Annotated in this window: 15 protein-coding genes; 7 read left to right on the forward strand and 8 right to left on the reverse strand. The window is 68.6% G+C overall.

Features of this window, described 5'->3' with window-relative positions; all coding sequences use genetic code 11:
- Nucleotides 1-77: 77 nt before the first annotated feature.
- The 3 genes from ACIA5D_RS31405 to fxsT are packed head-to-tail and all read left to right on the forward strand — an operon-like array spanning nt 78 to nt 6,855.
- Entirely contained in the window at nt 78-1,604 is a 1,527-nt protein-coding gene (locus ACIA5D_RS31405) for a hypothetical protein (protein ID WP_396033959.1), read from the forward strand.
- On the forward strand, nt 1,601-2,593 hold the full coding sequence (locus ACIA5D_RS31410; RefSeq protein ID WP_396033960.1) for an AAA family ATPase: 993 nt from the start codon (nt 1,601-1,603) through the stop codon (nt 2,591-2,593). The genes ACIA5D_RS31405 and ACIA5D_RS31410 overlap by 4 nt, the downstream gene beginning before the upstream one ends.
- Nucleotides 2,593-6,855, forward strand: a complete 4,263-nt coding sequence (gene fxsT, locus ACIA5D_RS31415) for an FxSxx-COOH system tetratricopeptide repeat protein (protein ID WP_396033961.1) — start codon at nt 2,593-2,595, stop codon at nt 6,853-6,855. The genes ACIA5D_RS31410 and fxsT overlap by 1 nt, the downstream gene beginning before the upstream one ends.
- 7 nt (nt 6,856-6,862) lie before the next feature.
- Here the strand turns inward: fxsT and ACIA5D_RS31420 are convergent, their stop codons facing one another.
- The 3 genes from ACIA5D_RS31420 to ACIA5D_RS31430 form a co-directional block, all read right to left on the reverse strand.
- Nucleotides 6,863-8,557: an aKG-HExxH-type peptide beta-hydroxylase gene (locus tag ACIA5D_RS31420; protein ID WP_396033962.1), complete on the reverse strand. Its 1,695-nt coding sequence runs from the start codon at nt 8,555-8,557 to the stop codon at nt 6,863-6,865.
- Complete coding sequence (locus ACIA5D_RS31425) at nt 8,554-9,675, reverse strand: FxsB family cyclophane-forming radical SAM/SPASM peptide maturase (protein ID WP_396033963.1); 1,122 nt, start codon at nt 9,673-9,675, stop codon at nt 8,554-8,556. Before ACIA5D_RS31425 ends, ACIA5D_RS31420 begins: the two co-directional genes overlap by 4 nt.
- 68 nt (nt 9,676-9,743) lie before the next feature.
- Entirely contained in the window at nt 9,744-9,911 is a 168-nt protein-coding gene (locus ACIA5D_RS31430) for a hypothetical protein (RefSeq protein ID WP_396033964.1), read from the reverse strand.
- Between the two features lie 774 nt (nt 9,912-10,685).
- Between ACIA5D_RS31430 and ACIA5D_RS31435 the strand changes: the two genes are divergently transcribed.
- On the forward strand, nt 10,686-12,452 hold the full coding sequence (locus ACIA5D_RS31435) for a DUF4153 domain-containing protein (protein ID WP_396034014.1): 1,767 nt from the start codon (nt 10,686-10,688) through the stop codon (nt 12,450-12,452).
- Here ACIA5D_RS31435 and ACIA5D_RS31440 read toward each other — a convergent pair.
- Nucleotides 12,432-13,337, reverse strand: coding sequence for a DMT family transporter (locus tag ACIA5D_RS31440; protein ID WP_396033965.1), 906 nt, complete (start codon nt 13,335-13,337; stop codon nt 12,432-12,434). The genes ACIA5D_RS31435 and ACIA5D_RS31440 overlap by 21 nt on opposite strands.
- Before the next feature lie 71 nt (nt 13,338-13,408).
- Between ACIA5D_RS31440 and ACIA5D_RS31445 the strand changes: the two genes are divergently transcribed.
- Nucleotides 13,409-14,311: a LysR family transcriptional regulator gene (locus ACIA5D_RS31445; RefSeq protein WP_396033966.1), complete on the forward strand. Its 903-nt coding sequence runs from the start codon at nt 13,409-13,411 to the stop codon at nt 14,309-14,311.
- A gap of 17 nt (nt 14,312-14,328) precedes the next feature.
- Nucleotides 14,329-16,335 (forward strand): M6 family metalloprotease domain-containing protein, encoded by a 2,007-nt coding sequence (locus tag ACIA5D_RS31450; protein ID WP_396033967.1) that lies wholly within the window; start codon nt 14,329-14,331, stop codon nt 16,333-16,335.
- 54 nt (nt 16,336-16,389) lie between these two features.
- Here the strand turns inward: ACIA5D_RS31450 and ACIA5D_RS31455 are convergent, their stop codons facing one another.
- On the reverse strand, nt 16,390-17,409 hold the full coding sequence (locus ACIA5D_RS31455) for a winged helix-turn-helix domain-containing protein (protein WP_396033968.1): 1,020 nt from the start codon (nt 17,407-17,409) through the stop codon (nt 16,390-16,392).
- Nucleotides 17,410-17,586: 177 nt separating this feature from the next.
- On the opposite strand from ACIA5D_RS31455, the gene ACIA5D_RS31460 reads away from it, so the two are divergent.
- Entirely contained in the window at nt 17,587-18,081 is a 495-nt protein-coding gene (locus ACIA5D_RS31460) for a hypothetical protein (RefSeq protein ID WP_396033969.1), read from the forward strand.
- A gap of 47 nt (nt 18,082-18,128) precedes the next feature.
- On the opposite strand, the gene mraY is transcribed toward ACIA5D_RS31460, so the two are convergent.
- The 3 genes from mraY to ACIA5D_RS31475 form a co-directional block, all read right to left on the reverse strand.
- Complete coding sequence (gene mraY, locus ACIA5D_RS31465; RefSeq protein WP_396033970.1) at nt 18,129-19,232, reverse strand: phospho-N-acetylmuramoyl-pentapeptide-transferase; 1,104 nt, start codon at nt 19,230-19,232, stop codon at nt 18,129-18,131.
- 184 nt (nt 19,233-19,416) lie between these two features.
- Nucleotides 19,417-20,616: a pectate lyase gene (locus ACIA5D_RS31470; RefSeq protein WP_396033971.1), complete on the reverse strand. Its 1,200-nt coding sequence runs from the start codon at nt 20,614-20,616 to the stop codon at nt 19,417-19,419.
- Between the two features lie 357 nt (nt 20,617-20,973).
- Entirely contained in the window at nt 20,974-21,372 is a 399-nt protein-coding gene (locus ACIA5D_RS31475) for a ChaB family protein (RefSeq protein WP_396033972.1), read from the reverse strand.
- Nucleotides 21,373-21,417: the final 45 nt, after the last annotated feature.

The raw sequence follows: 21,417 nt of genomic DNA on the forward strand, positions 1-21,417 counted from the left end.
GCCGAGGGGACCGGGCTAAGCTCTCGCTGCGATGATCGACGTCTACTGTGGATCATGATTGCCGTCGGCGTTGCCGGATGTCAATACCATCGGACCCATCGAGAGGGGCGGTGGCCAGCAAAGTGACACTCGATCGCCCACCGTTCCAGCGGCGCACTCGGCAGACACTCTGCGATCGTCTTCTCGCCCTGCCACAGATGCCGGCACAAGAGCATCGAGAACACCTGGTCCGCGAGTTAGGGGCAGATTTTCCCGGTCTGCGGACCGTGAGTCGACACGACGACCCGTCCGTGGATCTGATGGAGATCATTTCGGCGGCATATGAATATCCGGGCGCCCTGCAAGCCGTTTACGACATTGTTTCGTTCCTCTTCCGCGGCGATCCAAGACTCAAACCGATCAAGGGACTCGTCGATCTCGTCGACCCGGAGGACCTGCTGAAGGGGGACGAACGCCAGAACCTGCAACGTCTTCTGCTGTCGGTCGATCCCGCGGACGCCGCTGCGGCCTTCTACTATGGACGCGGTGAGACCGTCCAGGAAGCAGGCTTGGATTCCGCCGATATCGGGGCATTGATCGCGCGTCTCGAGAGCTACCCGGGGCGTTCCGGCCGGCTGCCGGTACTGTTCGAGTTCGTCGACCACATAGCACATCGCTCTCCGCAATTCACCCGCTCCGGGCTCCATCGATGGATGGATTCGGTGAGCCGGCGCATAGGCGAGGACCACTCGGCAGTCGACAAGCTCTGCCGCGCCACGGATAATCGCGTAGCGTCGAGCGGACGCTTCTATCTAGTAGCGGAACTACGACCGGATCAATTGCGAGCTGATCAATTTTACCTGGCCGCATGGCGCCAGCACGAGGGCGAGGCAGAGGAAACGCTGTATCAGTCCGACGACCCCGTCGGCTGGAACGAGGCGATCACGATCACCCATGACCTTATGCACCAACTGGCCGAGAGCCTTCGAGGCACCGAGGAAGAGCGGGTGCTGGAGCTGATCGTGCCACGTGCCCTGGTCACGAGTTCTCTTGACCAGCGCGAGGTCGGGAAGATCATGCCTGCCGCCATAGGCACGCATTATCCACTTGTCCTTCGTAGCTTCGATCGGCTCGAAGATCCATCCCTGTACGGCGCCTGGGGGCGCAACTGGCGATGGATCAAACAGCACGATGCCACCGCGGGAGTCGAGGCGATCCGGGAGATCGAATCTCACGAGCGCGACATGGTGCAGGCGTTACGCGGCGAACTGATGCGGGACGGTCCGCCCGCCATCGTGCTCATGCTCACCGCGCTCCCGATCAGCGAGAGCCTCGGCGTCGACGCCTACACCGCGGGCCTGCACGGTGGCGCACCGATCATGCTGTGGAGCCGCGACGACGCGGCTGCGCTGGAACTGGTGAAGGCCATCCGGGCGGCGTGCGGCGAAAGCCTGCTGACGTTGTGGAAGCACGTCTTCCACCTGCGGCTCGGCGCCCTGGCGAGCAAAGACGCGGGAATGGTCGGCCGGCACACTGTGATCGTCTTCGACGACTACGACCGGATCCCGGAAAGGTATCGCGGCCGTGCCCGGCTGCGTTCCCCGCACCCTGTGGAGGCGCGATGAGCGAGGCGGCCGAGTGGCACATCTATCGCGGTGCGACCACCCCGCACGACGGGATCGAGCGGCTCAAGCCGCCACCACCGTGGCGCAGGTTCGACGGCCCGGTCGTGAAACAGTTCGTGCCGGAGGCGCCGGACGGCGACGGCCCGGGCAGTCGATACCTGCCGGAGCCGGACGCCGTCGAACTGACCAACATCGCCCTGCTGTTGCGTCGGCCGCTGCTGGTCACCGGCAAGCCCGGCACCGGCAAGTCGACCCTGGCTCACAGCATCGCCCACGAACTCAACTTGGGCCCCGTTCTCTACTGGCCGATCACGACGCGGTCCCGCCTGCAGGACGCTCTCTACCAGTACGACCCCATTGCCCGGCTTCAACGGGCGAACCTGACGCGCGGTGAGGGCGACGGCGTCCCGTCGGTGGGCGAGTTCATCCGGCTCGGCCCCCTGGGCACCGCCCTGCTGGGGCGCGAACGACCTCGCGTTCTGCTCGTCGACGAACTCGACAAGAGCGACATCGACCTGCCGAACGACCTGTTGAACGTCCTGGAGACCGGCTGGTTCGAGATCTCCGAGCTGACCCGGGAGGCGGAGACCGGTGAGGTCCGGGTACAGACGGCGGATCCGGGCGGCTGGGCGATGATACGGAACGCACAGGTGAAATGTTCGGCTTTCCCCATGATCGTCATCACAAGCAACGGGGAGAGGGAGTTTCCTCCGCCCTTTTTGCGTCGTTGTGTCCGCGTACACATTCAGCAGCCGAGCGCCGAGAAGCTGAGCCGGATCGTCTCCGGTCAGTTGAGCGAGTCGGCGCTCGACAAGGCCGACGACGTGGTGGACGAGTTCCTCACTCTGCGCGAGAGGATGGACTTGTCCACCGACCAGCTCCTCAACGCGGTGTACTTCGCCACCTCGGGTCTGGAGCTCGACGGCCCCCGGCGACTGAGTACGGTGCGGCGAATCTTCCGGGACCTGGGACCCGGCGCGGAGGCATGATGGAGCGCGCCCGCCTGGCGGCTCTCATCGAGGCAGCCCGACAGGCGCAGCTGGATCTGTCGCCCGACGAGTGGCGGGAGGTCGTCTACCTCGCCTCCGTCGTCGGTCCCGCCGCCGCCCCGCAACCGCCGGTGCCGACGGGAACCCATGCGCCGGCCGCCCGGGGAACTCATCCGGCACCCGACCACCCGCCCCCACCGGATGCGGACCCACAGCCGGCGCCGACCGGGGCACACGGGGCGCCCGGTGACGCCGTCATGGTGCCGTACTCGTCCGGCCCGCATGCGCCTCAAGGCCTGCCGGTCCGCGCACCCATGACCCAGACGCTGGTCCGCAATGCGTTCGCGCGGGCGTTCCGGCCGGTCAAGCGGACGGTCCCGGACCGGGCGGCGGTCGAGGTCGACGTGCCCGAGACCGTACGCCGGGCCGCCGAGAGCGACGCCTGGCTTCCGTCGCTCGTGGCGGCCCCGGACCGTTGGCTGAATCTTTCTGTAGTCGTCGACGACGCGGCGTCCGGCCCGGCATGGGTCCAGGAGGTTCGCAGCCTGGTCCAGTCGGTCGAAGAGTCCGGGGCGTTCGGCGACATCCGGCTGTGGCGGTTCGACAGCGACTCCCCGGCCGGAACGCCGTTGACGGTCAGCGGGGGCACGACCGCCGCGCAGGTCGGCCGCAACGCCCGGGAGTTGATCGACCCGACCGGCCGGCACGCGATCCTGGTGCTCAGCGACTGCGTCGGCGCCGGCTGGGCCGACGGCCGAGTCGGGGTCATGCTGTCGACGTGGACCCCACTCAACGCCGTCGCGATCCTGAACCTGCTTCCGCAGCGACTCTGGAGGCGGTGCGCGACCCCGTTCGTGCCGGTCGAATGGGCGACCGGAGCTCCGTTCGCCGCCCGTCAGCCGCAACGGTGGCGGCCCGCCGGGACCGACCCCCTGACCGGCCGCCAGCCGGACGATGACAGCCTAGGACGTCAGCTGGTGCCAGTCCTGGACTTTTCGGCGAGCGCCCTCAATGGGTGGGCTCACATGCTCGCCGGCGGCATCGGACGACACCTGAAGGGCGTCGCATTTGATCCCGCGGCCCGCGGCTACGGGCCCTTCGTCGACGATTTCGAGGATGCCGATCCGGTCGATCCGGCGGATGCCGCCCGCCAGCAGGTGAAGAGATTTCGCGCGTCGGCGTCGCCCGGGGCCTACCGGCTGGCCACGCTGTTGTCCGCGGCCGTGCTGCAACTGCCGGTCGTGCACCTGGTGCAGCGCACGATGTCCGGCTCAGCGCGGACCACACACTGGGCCGAGATCCTGCTGAGCGGCCTGGTGGTGCGGCTGCCCGGCACCGAACCGAGCTTCGACTTCCAGCCCGGGGTTCGCGAGGAGCTGCTCACTGAGCTCACCCGGCGTGAAAGCCTCGGCGTTCTGAGCGCCGTGTCGGAATTCGTCATGACCCGACTCGGCGGCTCCTTCGACTTCCTCGCTCTTATGACGATGGGCTCGAACAGTGAGCCACTGTCGGAGTCTGAGCGACCCCTCGCCCACGTTGCCATTCAGGTTCTTCGGCTGCTCGGCGGGACATACGCGGACAAAGCGGACTCGATTAGTCGGTTATTTCCTGATAACGATCTCGCATCTGACATAACCAACCAAAATTCCACAGGTACCGCGTCAGCAAGGGACGGAGACCTCGACGTGACAACGTCCGACATACCCGCGGCGGCAAGGTCGTTGGCCAGGTTCGCGATCAGCTCCGCGGAGCAGATCTTGGACGTCCCGCAACGGACGCCGTATTTCATCGGGCGGGACGACCTGCTCGACCGGCTGCGTCAGGATCTCATCGAGAACCCCAACCGGGCCGCTATTCTCGTTCCCCGGGCGATGGTCGGGCTCGGCGGCGTCGGTAAGACCGCGCTCGCCAACGAGTACGCCCACCTCAACCGCAACGACTACGAGATAGTGTGGTGGATCCCGGCCGAGGACCCAGCCGACATCCGCCGTTCCCTGGTCGATCTGTCGCGCCGCCTCCGGTTACCCGAGAGCACGGACCAGTCGGAGACCATCCGCACCCTGCTGGCTGCACTGTCCAGCGGAAATCCCAAGTCGCGGTGGCTGTTGATCTACGACAACGCGGCCGGCCCCGAGACCATCACCGACCTACTGCCCAAGCCGAAGCGACACGGCCACGTGCTCATCACATCGCGAGAGCCGGCCTGGGAGGCGAAAGGTCAGCTCCTCGAGGTCGACGTTTTCACCCGCGACGAAAGCATGATGTTGCTTCAACGGCGCGCCGCCACACTCACCAGGGACGAGGCGGACGCTCTCTCCGCTCTCTTGGAGGACCTGCCGCTGGCACTCCACCAAGCCGCCGCCTGGCACGCCGAAACCAGGCTGCCTGCCGCCGAGTACCGACGCCGGTACGACGAGAAGCTGGCCCTGCTGGCCGAGGTCGAGCTGCCCCGGGAGTACCCGCGCCCCGTGGGCGCGACCTTCGGCGTCTCGTACGACCAGTTGCAACAACGATCGAAGGCCGCCGCGCAGTTGATCCAGTTATGCTCGCATTTCGGACCCGAGCCGATCTTCGTCGACATGCTGTACAACGCCCGGAACGTGAATGGCCTGCCCACTCCGCTCAACCGCCAGATGGCCGACCGCTCGACGATCAGCCGCGAACTGCGTGAACTCGCTCGCTACGAGCTGGTCAAGTTCGACCAGGCGCGGGAGCGCTTCCAGCTGCATCGCCTGGTCCAGACGGTGCTGCGTCGCACTCTGAGCCCCGAACAGCGCCAGACCACCCCCGAGCAGGCGCACAGCATCCTGGCCTTGGCCAATCCCGGCAACCCCGATGAGCTGGGCCCACTCGGCCGGGCTCGCCACGGGCAGCTGTCCCCGCACATCCGGCCGTCCGGCATCGTCGAGTCCACCGACCGGGAGGCACGCCGCGTCGTCCTCGACCAGATCCGCTACCGCTACGTGGTGGGCGACTTCGCCGGCAGCCGGGACCTGGCCGAGTCGACTTTGCAACGGTGGCAATCGCAGTGGGGCGCGCGGGATGAACTCGTCCTGCTGGCCCGGCGGCACCTCGCACAGACGCTGCGGTCACTCGGTGAGCTGAACCAGGCCCAGAAGATCGACCGCGAGGTACTCCAGCTGTTCCACGAGACATTGGGCGAGGACAGCGACCACTATCTGGTGACGGCCAACGGCTACGGCGCCGACCTGCGCGCGCTCGGCCGGTTCCGGGAGGCCCTGGAGTTCGACAAGGAACTCCTCGCGCAGCACCACCGGGTGCTGCGTCCCGACGACCCCGCCACCCTTCGTACCGCCAACAACTACGCCGTCGACCTGCGTCTCATGGGTGAGTTCGGCGAGGCACGCGACCTGGACACCGAGTCCGTGCGTCTTTGGACCGAGAACTATGGCGCCGACTTCCCGGACACCCTGTTCGCGATCAGCAACCTGGTGCGCGACTACTACGGTCTCGGCCATTACGGCGAGGGCCTCATCATGCAGGAGGAGGCCATCACCGTCCATGAGGCGGTGGTCGGGTCGTCGCACCTGAACGTGCTGATGGCTCGGCGCACGGTCGCCATGCTGATGCGCAAGCTGGGCCGATACACCAAAGCGCGGGAAGGAGCCGAGACGAACTACTCGGCCTACTCCGCCCAGTTCCCCGAGAACCACGAACACACGCTGGCGGCGGCCATGAGCCTGGGTAACGCGCTGCGCGACGAGCACAGCCAAAACCCGATCGAATTGAACCGGGCTCGCGAGATCTTCGAGAACGCGTTACGCATCTACGAGCGGGACTTCATCGGGCACCCCTTCGTCGAGGTCTGCCGAATCAACCTCGCCATCGTGCTGCGCCGCCTGGGCCAGGTCGCCCAGGCCCGGGAACTCAACGTGACGGCCCGCACGAGGCTCACGGCCGCCCTGAGCGTGCACCATCCGTACGCTCTCTGCGCGACCACCAACTTGGCGAGCGACCTGGCGGCGCTGGGCGAGTACGAGGAAGCGAGCGTCTACTCCCAGGAGGTTCTGGAATTCTCCCGGCAGGAGGCGATCCGCGGGCCGGCCCATCCCTACACGCTCGCCTGCATGCTCAATCACGCGCTCGACCTCGAAGGCGCCGGGCGCGGGCATGAGGCCGAAGTTCTCCGGCGGACCGCGGTGGAGGGTTTCGTCCGTACGCTCGGGGCCGACCATCCCGACTCACAGGCAGCCCGCAACCGGCAACGCATCGACGCCGACATCGAGCCGCCGCCGACCTAGGCCGGCATCATCCCCGTGGCCCGCCCGCCAGCCAGTCCGCCAACGCCAGCGGATCGACGGGTGTGGCCGCCAGCCCCTGGTACACCGCCCGGACCAGCTCGGGGCGGTGCGACCACACGCGCGCGCCCGGTCCACCGAGCCGGGCCCCGGCGATCGCGAGCCCGGTCCAGGCGCCGAGGTCGTCGTCGTTCGACCTGATGGCGGCCGTGTACGCGTCCGCTGCGGCCCGATAGCGGCCACCGGCCAGTTGATCGTCCGGCCCGCCTTCGCCCGCGGAGGACGCACCCTGCGCGGCGATCAAGCCAAGGCGGCGGATCCGGCCGTTGGGCACGAACGTCTCGACGGCCGAGCCGACCTGCGCGGCGTCCGGCAGTGCGGGGGCGGCCAGACCGGAGTCCCAGGCCTTGGCAGCGGCTTCGACGGCGGACTGCTCCGGCGCCAGCAGCCGAAACCGCCAGGACAAGCGATGGTCGTCGGCGGCGAGCTCGGCCAGCCGGGCGGCGAACGCGGGCGTCGGACCGCTCTCCAGCCGGGCGAAACGTTCGGCGAGGCGGCCCACGACATATCGTCCGTCGGCGGTGAGGGCCGGGACTTCGGTCAGCGTGTCGAGCGCCTGACGCACCTGGATCCTGGTGCGGGCGAGTTCGAAGGCAGCGCGGGCCTCGACGCCGGCCGCATCTTCGCGCGCCCAGAACTCGGCGATGGCCAGGAAGGCGAAGCAACCGTGCAGCAGCCCGCCGACGGGCCGGGGATCAGCGCGCCAGGGCGAGTAGACCAGGCCCTGATCGGACGGGTCGACCAGGTCCACCAGGTCGAGCAGCCCGTTGAGGACCGAATGCTGGGTCTCGTGAATCAAGGTGGCCGCGAAACCCACGGGGTTGCCCGGCAACGTGGTGGCGACAGCACCGTACGCCTGCCGGGCCGAGGCGCTGCGTCCCTGACCGGGCCGGAGGACAGCCAGCGGGGTGACGGCCCGCAGAACCTCGGCGACCTGCAGGGCCCGGCCGGGGTGCCGGTGGCGAAGGACCGCGGTGGCGCCCCCGAAACCGTCCCGCCACACGACGAACTCCGCGGCCGGCAGGCGGAGCCCGGCCGCCAGGTTCGCGGACTCCCGATTCGGGTCGACGTCGTCGAACAGCGGCGTGGAGCCGGGCAACAACCGGCGGACGCCGGTCCAGCCGGTCCGGTCGTCCCCTGATGCCATCGGGTCGATCACGGTCTGCCCGACGGTGAGTCGCCCGGCCCCGGCCGTCCACCGCACCAGCCGATCGTCCGCGGCGGTGTCGGCGGTGCCCAGGGTCGGCAGGTGGAGGAAGCGAGCGGTCGGGACGCCGTCGAGTTCCGCGTCCCGGCCGGCGTGAATCGCGGCGGCCATCGCGGTCGCCGCCAGATACCCCTCGACCGGGGTCGCGTCCAGCCCATTGCGCAGGATCCGCAGGCAGCCGGCCAGCCCGGCCGCGACGTACGGGTAACCGAGAACCAGATCGACGGCGGGCCGATCTCGTCGGGCGAGGTCAGACAGGAGAGCCAGCGCCTCCGCGGCTACGCCGGAGCCGGCCGGAAGCCGGTCCGAGACAAGCCGCAACAGGAGCAGGTGCTTGCTCAGCTGGGCGGAACCGAGCACGGCGAGGGCGGTGGCATCGGGGGCACCGGAACAGAGCGATTCGAAGGATCGCCAGGGAATCCGGTGCCGCATGATCATCGAGCTCGCCCCCGGAGAATCGTCACATCCCGCTGAACACGGTCCTGGACGTGGCGGATCAGATAGGTGAGATCCGCGCAGTAGACGGACGGATTGGTGAACCCGGTGCCGGCGCGGTAGCGATGTGCGTAGTGCCCGCCGCCGCAGACCTTTACCAGCGGGCACCTCCGGCATTCGTCGCCCAATGCCTCGAGGCCGCGCTGCCGTGAGGCCACCGCCGGATGCGTGAGCGCCTCATCGAGATCGTGCGTGAAGACCGACATCCCCGTGTCGACCGCGCCCTCGAAAGCCGAGCGAAGCGAGTCCAACTGCTCGATCGAACCGTCGACATTAAAAACGATCATCGCCGGCGGGCTGAGGCCGATCTGCTCGCTCCGGCTGCGACCGCCGCACACGAGCGTGATCAGCTCGCGGAAGAGGCGTACCTCTGGCCGGCCGGGCGGGGAGTCGTACCAGGTGTCGAAGGCCGTCGCCAGCCACCGGCCGTAGGGTGCCGCGTCGTCGGGCAGGCGGCCGGGCGGAGGCGCCGACCAGTTCCCGAACGGCAGAAGGAGATCCAGCACGGGCGGGTCGTATCGGGCCAGTTCCCGGTAGACCCCGGCCGGGTCGTTCGCCAGATCGATGACGCCGAGCAGGCCCGCGAAGAGGGGCCGGTGTTCGGACCTGGTCAGCAGCCGCAGCGCCCGGGAAACGGCCGCATGGCTGCCACCGCCGTTCATGTGCCGGCGATGACGATCGTGGCTCGGGGCGTCGCCGTCGAGACTGACCGCGATCCGGATTCCCGCCGCACCGAACATGCCGAGCATCGCCTCGTCGAGCCGCACCCCGTTGGTCTGAACGCTCACCCGCGCGGTGGTCCCGGCCGGCATCCGGGCGCGGATCGAGGTCGCGATCGCTGCGAGACGTGGCGCCCCGGCCAGCAGAGGCTCGCCGCCGTGAAGGATGACCGCGACGTCCCGGAGCCGATGCCGTCGCGCGTGGACACCGATGGCGACCGCTATTCGCTCGGCGACCGATTCCGGCATGATCCCGCGTTGTTGCGGCCATCGCTGGTCGGCGCCGTGGAACATGTAGCAGTAGTCGCAATCCAGATCGCACCGCCCAGCCACCTTCAGCACGAATTCCCGGAACGGTACCGGCTGAACGGCCGATGAACCCGGGTCTCGACGCGGATCGGCGGTCTGCGTCAAGTCAAGCCCTGCGAGAATCCCGCGATGGCCTCGTTGTCTCGCTCTTCCTCGACCCGGCGCAAGGACTCGAGCAGCGCACTCTCGGAGCTGCGGAGCAAATCGTCGATCGGGATGCCGGACACGTCGACGAGGGCGGTCTCCTTGTCGGCGGGGGGTTCAGTCATCCAGACACTCCCGTAAGCAGGCGCACTCGTTACCGAGTTCACTGAGTAACTTCTATTGAACGTACCGTCATCCCCTTGCGCAAGAAGCCCGCTCCAGTCCACAACCGAGCGGCAGAACCGACGCGGCAGAACCGAGCAACAACCCCGCATGATCCGTCCGAGCGGCCGTAGCCAGCCAATTCGGCCGGGCCGCCCGAGGGTCGAAGCGAACCGGCCGGGCGCGGCAAGTCACATCGAGATACACCAATTTAAACTCGATCCAGGTTTCAGATCACCTCGATGCCGGCCAGGAGCGGTCGCGTGGCCGACCGAGCCGGCACGACGTCAGCCGGCTCCGGCGTCTCGACCGCGGGCGTCAAAGTCCTCGGCGCCGGCGTGATCACCGCCCACCGCGAGCTTCGTCTGGGCTGGACACCGACCGTCCATTGCTCCCGCATCCGTGCCAATCCGGCCAGCCGTCGCGGCGATACGGACCCGTCCCCGCGTAGAAATTGCGGTGCGCACGGCTTACGGTGTGCGCACCGAGCAACCAGGGAGGGTGCAGTGGCGGACCTGCCACCAGAGCGTTCTGATCCCGCAGAAGCGGCCAAGGCCGTTCCCGCGGACACCGGCAAAGACGTTCCGGCCGCCTCTGTGCCGGCACCCCAACTGCTGGTCATGCCGCCTACCGACGCGATCCCGTCGATGGTCTGGCCGGGGACCGACGGTGAAACGGCATGGGCAATCCCAGTCCAGATTCCATCTGGTACGCGGGGGTATGCCCTGTTCGTGCCAATGGTCCCGGCCCCGGCGTCGGCCCCGGCCGTCACCAAGCCGGCCGACCAACCCGAGAAACCCGCGATCACGCCGTCCGCAACCATCCCGGCGGCCACCACGCCGACCGCGGTCGCCCCGAAACCGGCCGAGAGCACGACCCCGGCACCCCGAGCAGTCCCGCCGCTGACCCCCCAACCGCTGAAACCTGAAGCGATAGTTGCTCAGCCGTACGCACCCCCGCACCCGATACGCCCGTTCGGCACGTACGAGCGGCCGCCAAGCCCTTGGCAGACGTTCCGCAAGAAGCATTGGCCCGCACCGAAGGAAGCCCGGGGCTGGCCCGTCCCGGCCGGTGTGCTCGCCGGCGCCCTCGGCTTCCTGATCTTCCTGCCGCTGGACCGGGTCGGTATCGGCTGGTTCCTCGGCTGGCTCGTGCTGACGCTGGGAGTGGCGTTCGGCGTCCGGAAGTCCGCCGATCTGCCGCGCCGGGAACGGCTGGTCCGTGCCGGCTGGGCCGCGGCGGCGCTCGCCCTGCTGCTCATCCTGGCGTTCCGCAACGCGTGGTGGCTGGTGACGTTCAGCGTGCTGGGCGCGATCGGCTGCACCGCGCTGGCGATCGTCGGCGGCCGGCAGGTCAGGTCGATCCTGTTCAGCCTGGTGGCCGCCCCGTACGCGGCACTCGCCGGCATCCCCTGGGTCCGCCGGCACCTGAAGACGGGCCGTAACCCGGGAATCGCCCGGCGGGCCTTCTTCTCGGTCGCCCTCACCGTCGTGGTGCTGCTCGTCTTCGGCGCGCTGTTGTCGTCGGCCGACATCGCGTTCTCCGAGCTGCTGGACGATGCCATCCCCGATTTCGCCATCGGCTCGGTCTTCCAGTGGATCTTCCTGGCCGTGGCCGGTGGCCTGCTCGCCGTCTCCGGGATCTACACGCTGACCGCGCCGCCGGCGACATCCAGCCTGGACACCGAGGGCAAGGGCAGGCTCGGCCTGATCGAGTGGGCGCCGGCCTGCGCCGCGCTGGTGTTGCTCTTCGGCGGTTTCGTGGCGGTGCAGTTCACCGTGCTGTTCGGCGGACGCCGGCACGTGCTGAAGACGGCCGGGCTCAGCTACTCGGAGTACGCCCGGAGCGGCTTCTGGCAGCTGGTCGCGGTGACGCTGCTGTCGCTGGCGTTGATCGCGGCCCTGGCTCGCTGGGCGAAACGGGACCAGCCGGTGGAACGACTGCTGCTACGCGTACTGCTGGGTCTGCTCTGTGCCTTGAGTGTCGTCATCGTGGCGTCCGCGCTGTCGCGGATGTGGGAGTACCAGCGGGTCTACAGCTTCACCGGTGAGCGGATCTTCGTGATGGCGTCCGAGATGCTGCTCGGCGTGATCTTCGTGCTGATCGCGGTCGCCGGAATCAAGTGGCGGGGCCGGTGGATCCCCGCGACCACTGTCGCTCTCGCCGTGCTGATGCTGCTCGGTCTGGCGGCCCTCGACCCCGAGGGCTACGTGGCCAGCCGGAACGCGGCCCGCTACCAGGGCTCCGGCAAAATCGACGCCTGGTATCTGCGGGCTCTCTCCGCCGACGCGACTCCCGCTCTGACCAAACTTCCCGATCCCGTACGGCGGTGCACGCTGAGCTGGATCGCGGAGGACCTCAAGGAACCCGACCCCTGGTACGCGTGGAACCTCGGCCGGCAACGAGCGCGCGAAGCCCTCGCCGACCTGGGACCCGCCGCGATCGGCAACCAGAAGGACTGCCGCTCAGCCGACCAGTTCGACCTACCCAAGACCCGCCGATGAGGTGACGGTGCTCCGGTCCGGTACCGGAGCACCGTCCCGCTCCGGGCCCGTGCGGTGGACGCGTTCGACCCGCTGGCCCCAGAAGGTGCCGGCCAGGACCAGGGCGATGCCGGCCGCCGCGAGGACGGTCAGGTGCTCGCCGCCGAGGCTGACGCCGATCAGGACGGCCCACACCGGCTCGGTGCCGAGCAGCAGGCTCGCCCGGGCGGCCGAGGTGCGGCGTACGGCCCACAACTGCACCACGAAGGCGAAGACACTGCAGCCCAGCGCCAGGTAGAGCACGCCCAGCCACTCGTCGCCAGAGAAACCGGCGGCCGCCGGAAGCAGCGACGGACCGGCCGCGACGGTGAACACGACTGCCCCCACTACGGTCTGCAACGTGGTCAGGGTGACCGTGTCGTAGGAGGGCCGGCTTAACCGCCCGGACAGCGTGACGTGTGCGGCACGGACCACGGCGGCGGCCAGCATCAAGGCGTCGCCGGCCGACGGCGTACGCAAACCGGGCCCCGCGACCAGAAGCACCACTCCGCCGGTCGCGACCGCGGCGGCCAGAAAGAACCGCGGCGGCAGGCCGCCCTGCAGGAGCGGCGTGAGCAGGATGGTCAGGCTGATCAGAACTCCGGCGTTGGTGGCGCTGGTGAGCGAGACCCCGTACGTCTCCAGCGCCAGCACCGCCGCCTGCGTGCAACCGAGCAGAAGTCCGGTCGCCACCTCGGCCCGCGCCGGACGCCGGACGGTCATCAGCGGCAGCATCGCCACCATCGACACCAGATAGCGCAGCGCCAGCACCACCAGCACCCCGCCGGCCACGACCAGCGTCTTGGCCGCCAGATAGCTGCTGCCCCAGATCACGGCCACGGCCAGTAACAGAAGGTCCCCTCTCACACCGGAAGCCTGCGACCCGCCGATACGGTAGACAAGACGCCAACTGGTGAATCGACGATGTAGTGGGGCTAATGGATCCGCACCACCTGAGGCTGCTGCGCGAACTCGGCGAACGGGGCAGTGTCGCCGCGGTGGCCCGCGCGCTGCACATCACCCCGTCCGCGGTGTCCCAGCAGCTCAACGTCCTGCAACGGTCGGCGCCGGTGCCGCTGACCGAGCGCAGCGGGCGGCGCCTGGTGCTGACCGAGGCGGGCCGGGCCCTGGCAACGGCCGCGGTCGAGGTGATGACCGCGCTCGACCGGGCGTCCCGGGCGGTCGGCGACTACCTGGACGCACCGGGCACGCCGGTCACCGTGGCCGCGTTCCACAGCGCCGGGCTGACCTGGTTCGCGCCGCTGATCACACGACTCGCCGAGACCGGCGGGCCGCCGGTGCGGTGCGCGGACCGAGACGTGGCGCAGAACGAGTTCCCGGCTCTGGTCGGCGACTACGACCTGGTGCTGGCGCACCGGCTGGCACACAGTCCGCCCTGGCCCGCCGACCGGCTCACGGTGATCCCGCTGATTCACGAGCCGCTGTACGTCGCGATGTCGGCCGATCATCCGCTAGCCGCGCACGACCGGCTCACCGCGGCCGACGTGAGCGCCTGGCCGTGGATCAGCGTGCACGAAGGATTTCCGCTGACCGGGGTGCTGACCGCGATCGCGGCGCTGGCCGGGCGGCCCCTCGACGTCCGCCACCGGATCAACGAATTCACGGTCGCAGCGTCGGTGATCGCGGCCGGGGAGGCGCTCGCCCTGCTGCCGGGCCACACGACGCCGGAAGACCCACGGCTAGTGCTGCGGCCGCTGGCCGACCTGCCGGCCGGCCGCCACATCGACGTCCTGACCAGGCCGGAAACGCTGCACCGCGCATCGGTCCGGGCAGTGCTCGACGCGCTGCGCGCCATCGCCCGATTGAAGCATGTCGATTAATTTGCCAGGATGGCGGCATGACGAGCGCGCGACGCCTGGTCTCCGCCACCTCCGCAGCGATGCTGGCCCTGGCCGGCGCCCTCATCGCCTCGCCGGCCATAGCCGCGCCCTCCGACGGCGTCGACCCCGCCACGCCCTGGCGGATGCGGCATTGGCCGCAGACCCAGCCATGGCAGGCCGACGAGGCCGCCGCCCTGACCGGCAAAGGCGGAGGCCCACAGCCGGTCGACCCGCAGCGCTACGAACTACCCGACACCATGACCTGGTCGGACTACAAGCCGGTGCCGGGCACCGACTGGGCCGACCCGGCCGTACGCGGGTCGGAGCGCAACTTCAACGGCGCCCTCGTGCTCGTCGACTACCCCAACCAGCCGTTCGTCGTCACGCGGCCCGCGAACTCCACCATCTACGGAAACCCCTCCGGCGTACAGAATCTGGCCCGGGCCGACGTGCCGCGGTTCTACCGCGACTTCCTCAACAAGCCCGGCAAGCTCAACCGCGGCCACACCATCCATGAGTACTGGATGGAGGATTCGAACGGCCGGTTCGGCATCGAGCTGAGCGCCTTCGGCGTCTACCAGATGCCGGCCGACAGTCATGAGTACGGCATCGAGACCCAGATGCAGCGCGGCCAGGGATGCCCGTCCGGCGACACCTGCGGCCGCAACCTGCGTGCCGACGCGCGCGCCGCCTGGATCGCCGCGGTCGGCGAGGCCGAGGCGGCCAAGTACGACTTCGTCTTCTTCCTGTCCGCCGGGCAGGACGAGTCGGCCACCTGGCAGGAGTTCGGCCAGATGAAGTTCACGACCAAACAGGACGTGACCGACGACTGGGGCCCGCCGGACGACGCGCTGCCCAACTGGAACGCCACCCGCTACGTCGAATGGACCTCCTGGCAGGCCTCGGCCAACATTTGGCCGAACGCGGCCCAGGGCAGCTCGCTGCAGGCCGAAAGCTCCGGCATGTCGACGTACGCGCACGAATTCAGCCACATCCTCGGCGTCGGCGACAACTACAACAATCCGTACGGCATCCCGGCGCGCCGCGACTACAGCGGCCCGTGGGAGATGCTCAGCCGGGGCACGTTCAACGGCCCCGGCGGCCCGCACAGCCGCTGGCTCATCCCGGGCACGGCCGGCTCGTCGATGGGCGCCCAGCACATGCTGCGCAACAAGATGAAGCTCGGCATCGTCGACGACGACGGGGTGCTGAAGCTCTCTCGTGACACGCTGGCCACCTCGGGCGTGGTGCTGACTCGGGTGACCGCCCGCGAGGTCGAGAACGGCCGGGTGGCCGGAATCAACGTCACCCTGGACGGCGGGGACCACTCGGCTGCCTGCGATCCCGCGACCGACCCCTTCTGCGACGGCGGCGGCTACGACAACTACACGCTCGAGGTCGTCGACCGGATGGGCTACGACTCGTTCACGCCCGACTCCGGCGTCCTGCTCGCCAAGACCAAGAACCAGGACGCCGCCCCCTTCATCTGGACGATCGACGCGAACCCGCAGGACATCGACAAGGTCGACTTCGTCCTGCCGGACGGCACACCGCAGAAGATGACGATCGGCGACTACCGCCAGCTCTCCGACGCCCTCTTCCACGCCGGCACCAACTCAGGCAGCCGCTTCGAGTACGTCGACACGGAGAACCGCCTGCACTTCTACGTCCTCGACCGCAACCGCAACAACAAAGGCGTGCTTTCGTACGAGGTGGCCGTCCGCTCCCTGGACGGCGCCGGCCCCTACGCGCGGGGCGTCAAGGCGTACCCGGACCTGGCCCGCCCCGACCGTTCCGGCTGGACACGCTGCACCATCCCCGTCCGCAACACCGGCCGAGCCGCCGACGTCTTCCGGGTCTCGGCCCCCGGCGCCTCGCTCCCCCGCACCGTGATCGGCATCCCTGCCGGCCACACGTCGTCGGTGGAGGTCTGGACGAAGGACACCCGCCGTACAACGGTGACCGTCAGCTCGGAGAGCAACCCGGCCGCCACCGCGACGACCTTCTGCTTTGCCCGCGAGTGAGGCCATGCGGGAAGCAGGCCGCCATTGACAGTGCGCGAGGGGTGACGGTCAGGTTCATTCGTCGCCGGCACCGGCCGGGACGTTGGCTGCGAGCAGGGAGTCGCCGGCCGCGGTGAGCGTGTGCAGGACCGTTTGGCGGTGCCGTGCCGAGCTGATCAGGCCGGCGGCGCGGAGCACGGTGGCGTGTTCGCTGGCACTGGACGGGCTGATCCGTGTGGCTGTGGCCAGTTCTGTGGTGGTGCAGCCCGGACGTTCGGCGATCGAGAACAGGATCGCGGCTCGGGTGCGGCCCAGCAACGCCGCGAGATGCGGCACGGTGATCGGGGCCCGGCCGGTCGGCATGGCCGCGATGATCCGGGCGCCGATCTGGGTGTCGGCGGTGGCCGGGTAGGTCACGTACGGCTGCGGGCCTGCGGTATCGACCGTCGGCGCCGGCGGGCCCAGGACGGTGGGAACGAGGAGAAGCCCACGTCCGCCGAGATGCAGCTCGCCACGGCGGCGGGAGACAGTGAGGACTTCCAACACCGGCGGCCGCCACCGGATGTGACCCGGGTGCAGGCCGGCCAGGAGCCGGTCGATCCCACCGTCGAGGAATTGCCGGGCGCGAGCGGAGCGGTCGGCGGTGAATTGGGCCGAGACCTGCGGCCAGTACGGCGCCACCGCCGCGGTGTGCATCTCGCCGAGCATGCCGGTAAGGCGCTCGATGGCGCGCGGGTCCCGGTCGAGATCGCGGGCCCAGCGCGGCACCGCATGCAGGCCGGCGAAGGTGGCCATCTCGGCGGCGATGTCCCGCGGATCCGCGCCGCGGACCAGGTCCAGTTGCTCGGCCACGGTGCCCGACGCGTTCGGCGCGAGGAACATCGGCGTGTACCCGCGGGCGGGCACGAGGTCGAACAGGGCCCGAGCCGGTTGCCGCAGCCGGGCACGGACCTGGTGACGCCAGGCGTCGAAGCGCGCCGGTTCGGTTCGTTCCTGCAGCAGGCGCATCGCCATGAGGGCCTCGAGCAAGGGCCGGGGCGAACCCGCGACCCGGGTGCCTGCCAGGTCGGCAGCGGTGAAGTGAATCCGGTACACCAACGCCACCCCCGCAGTCCCGTGCTCATCCAACCTAGTCGATTCAGGGCATCGTCGCTTTTCGGCCGAGCCCGAAACACGTTGGTACGCGGAGGTGGCCGGCAAAGACTGAAGCCGCGGCCCGTTCGGCATGGCCGACACGTGGACGTTTGCACCGGACAACCAAGGAGGACATCGATGTGGGGAATGGGACTGCGCCGCGCCGGGGTCGTCGCGGCTGCCGTAGCCGGGGCCACCGCCGTAGCTCCGGCCACCAGCGCCGCGGCAGCGGACGTGGAGTACTGCTCAGGCAACTACACCCAGGAGTACTACCAGGCCAAGAAAATCGCCCTGCCCGGCAAGCCGGACATCACCGTCTACGTCGACCTTTGCCTCTACAACCATGTCGGCAGTTACCAGGCGATCAGCAACGTCAGCTGGGACGGCGGATTCATCGTCGGTAAGCGGTTCAACAGCTTCACGGCCACGGTGTGGGTGCAGAAGAACGACGTCAACAAGTGCACCGGCACCGGGTATCCGTCGATCAACAGCTATGACTCGGGCAGCCTTGCCTTCACCTGCGCGTGGCAATCGGCCAACACCTCCGGCGTCTCGGCCGACGGCAAGATCGTCTACGACATCGCCAACGACGGTAAGGGCGCGTACACCTGGCAGCTCACCGGCACTTCCTGACCGGTTCGGGCCGTGCTCGACGCGCTGCGCGCTATCGCGAGTGGCTCTTAACCGACGGCCGCCAGGAAATCCGAGTAGAACAGGCCCAGGCCGGCCGCCACGCAGACGCCGGCCACGATCCAGAACCGGACCACGATATTGACCTCGCTCCAGCCGGCCAGCTCGAAATGGTGGTGCAACGGCACCATCCGGAAGACACGTCTACCGGTGGTCCGGAACGAGACGATCTGGATCACCCAGGTCGTCGTGATGAGGACGAAGAGCCCGCCGATCAAGATCGAAAGCAGCGTGGTGCGGGTCGCCACCGCGAGCCCGCCGATCAGGCCGCCGAGCGCCAGCGAGCCCACGTCACCCATGAAGATCCGCGCCGGGGACGTGTTCCACCACAGGAAGCCCACACAGGCGGCCGCCGCGGCGGCGGCGATCATCGCGATCTCCAGGGGATCCCGCACCTGGTAGCAGTAGTCGTTGACCCGGGCGTAGTCGGTGTCGCCGCACCAGTGCCGGTACTGCCAGAAACCGATCAGCGCGTACGCCCCGAGCACCAGGATCGAGGCGCCGGTGGCGAGGCCGTCGAGACCGTCGGTGAGGTTCACGCCGTTGGACATCGCCATGATCACGAACACGAACACGATCACCGAGCCGACCTTGCCGACGTCGAGCCAGCTGATGTCCCGGATGAACGAGATGTGCTCGCTCGCCACGGTCTGGCCGTTGGTGCTGGCCACGTAGAGCGCGGCGATGCCGAACCCGCCGCCGACGATCGCCTGGCCGAGCAGCTTGCCTTTGGCGGACAGTCCGTCGGAGTTGCGCCGGCGCACCTTGAGGAAGTCGTCCAGGAAGCCCACCACGCCGCAGAACACGAACAGCCCGAGCAGGACCAGGGCCGTCATCGTCGGGCCCTCCTGCGCGATCTGCCGGTCGGGCAGGGTGGTCAGGGCGACGTGCCCCGCCACGTACGCGAAGACGGTGGCCACGATGAAGGCCACGCCGCCCATGGTGGGGGTGCCCTTCTTGGCCAGATGGGTGGCCGGGCCGATGGATCGGATCGGCTGGCCGGCCTTGAGCGCGGTGAAGACTCGGATGGCCACCGGCGTGCCGAACAGCGAGATGATGAACGCGACCGCGGCCGCGACGATGACCGCCCTCACGGGCGAGCCTTTACGAGATCCGGATTTCTCACGGCGTCCCCACCGCGCAATGCCGGACAGAAGTCGATGATCTGTTCGCGGGTCTCGGTCACGGTGCATGAGCGTGCCATCCGGCAGCAAGCGGATCAGCCCTGGGGCCGCCCACCTCATTGGTGAGCGGCCCCGGAGAACTTGTAGCAGCGGCCTACCGGTAGGTGACGTCGCTCTTGTTCACCTTGCAGTTGCTGGTGTTCCAGCCTTCGCCGAGGTAGCTCGGTTCGCTGCCCTTGGCGACACCCTTGTACATGCCGCAGACCACCGCGCCGGAGTTGACGGTGACGCGGGTGATGGTGGCGGTGTCGCCCCAGTTGGTGTTGATGCCGACGACGTAGTCGACACCGGTCAGCAGCACGTTGTTGACCACGACGTTGCGCTGGTACGAATTGGTGCAGTTGCCGCAGGCTCGGTAGAGCTTGCCGGCGCCGTTGAGGTAGAAGCCCGAGATGTTGACGGTGCCGTTGCCGTTGTGCTGGAACGTCTTGTCGCTGCCGTTCCTCGCGCCGCCGCCGATGACGTAGCTGGTGCCACCGTTGGTTTGCAGGAAGGTTGCGGCGTCCTCGCCGATGTCGTTCCACCAGACGTTCCTGATGGTGCAGGTTCCCAGGCAGTGCACGCCGTCACCGGCGGGAGAGCCGAGGATGACATTTTGCAGGGTGCCGCCGTTCGCGATCTCGAACATCGGGTCCTGGGACTCGTTCTGCGAGCCGTCACCGATACAGCAGTAGGTCTTCATGCCACCGTCGAAGGTCCCCGAGACGGAGACCGTCCCGGACACGCTGGCTGAACCGGCCGAGCTCGGCCATGCGCCGGTCGGGGTGCCGGGGTTGCTGGTCGGGCTGGTGGTGGGGCCGGTCGTAGGGCTCGTGGTCGGGGTCGAGCCGCCGCTGGCGTACGTCTCGAACTCGGCGATCCGCGGCGCGCTGGACGCGTTGGTGATGTCGAGCGTGAGCTTCTTCAGCGACGTCGAGGAGAACGAGATGGTGCTCGGGCTGCCGCTGCCGCTGGCCAGGACGGCGCCGTTGTCGGCATTGAGCAGCCGCCAGGCGCTGATCGAGCCGCCGCCGGAGGCCTGCCTGATGACGGCCTGGGACACCGTGGTGGCGCTGCTCCATTTGACCGAGACATAACCGAGCGTGCTGGCCGGCGACCAGTAGGTGCTGGTGTTGCCGTCCTTGACGTTGCCGTAGCTGGTGCCGCTGGCCTTGCTGGAACCATCGGCGCCGCCGTTGAGGCTCAGGTTGTCAGCGGCCGATGCATAGGACAGCGGCAACATCACCGTGATAGCGGCGGCCGCGACTGCGGTGGCCCCTGCGGCGATCCATCGTAGAGCGGGTGGTCGTTTCATCTCTGTCTCACCTCGTTGTCGAGAGCGCGTCGCGTGGTGGGCTGACCACAGGTAAGCGCTTTCCTGGAGCATAGAGATGTGTCGATGCGATGACAAGAAGGTGTCCGATACGTGTGTGATGTGCGTTACACGAAGCTCCGGCCGCACCTCAGTGATGCCGGCCGATCAAAGGCAGCCGTGAAGGCCGATGCCAACACGAAGAACTGCTACACGGCGCCGGCATGGGCTGACCGACCGTGCGGATCATGACCGCCGCGCAACGTGGACTCCAGCGCCGACGCCTGACCGATTAAAGACGGGGCTGAGTCGGCCCGACCGCCGATGTCGATGGTGCCGGTGCCTGGCCGGACACGGCACTCACCGGGCGCGAGCCTTGCTGGTGGCGGCCGTGTTCGCCTTCTGGATCGCGTCGACCAGCTCGGCCTTCGTCATCCGGGAGCGGCCGCTGATGTCGAGGCGCCCGGCCACGTCCAGCAGGTGCGTCTTGCTCGCGTTCGCGTCCACCCCACCGGCCGTCTCCGCGTCGGTGTCCCGGCCGCCGGCCGCCTTGGCGTCGCTCGGCCCCTTCTGCTCCTTCGGCTCCCAGTGGTCGCCGACCTTCTCGAACGAATGCTTGACCGCCGAGAACGCCGTGCGATGCGCCCGCTCACCCTCGCCGTACTGCTCGACAGCCGAGTCGTGAGTCTCGGCGTAGGTGTCCTGCGCCTTCTTCGGCGACCGCTTCAGCGTGCTCGGCATGTCCTCACGACCCGGCATGACAACCTCCTACGAACGACGACGGCCAGTGATTGGCGTGCCCGT

This window comes from Actinoplanes sp. NPDC051513 (genome assembly GCF_044454685.1).
Classification (GTDB): Bacteria; Actinomycetota; Actinomycetes; order Mycobacteriales; family Micromonosporaceae; genus Actinoplanes.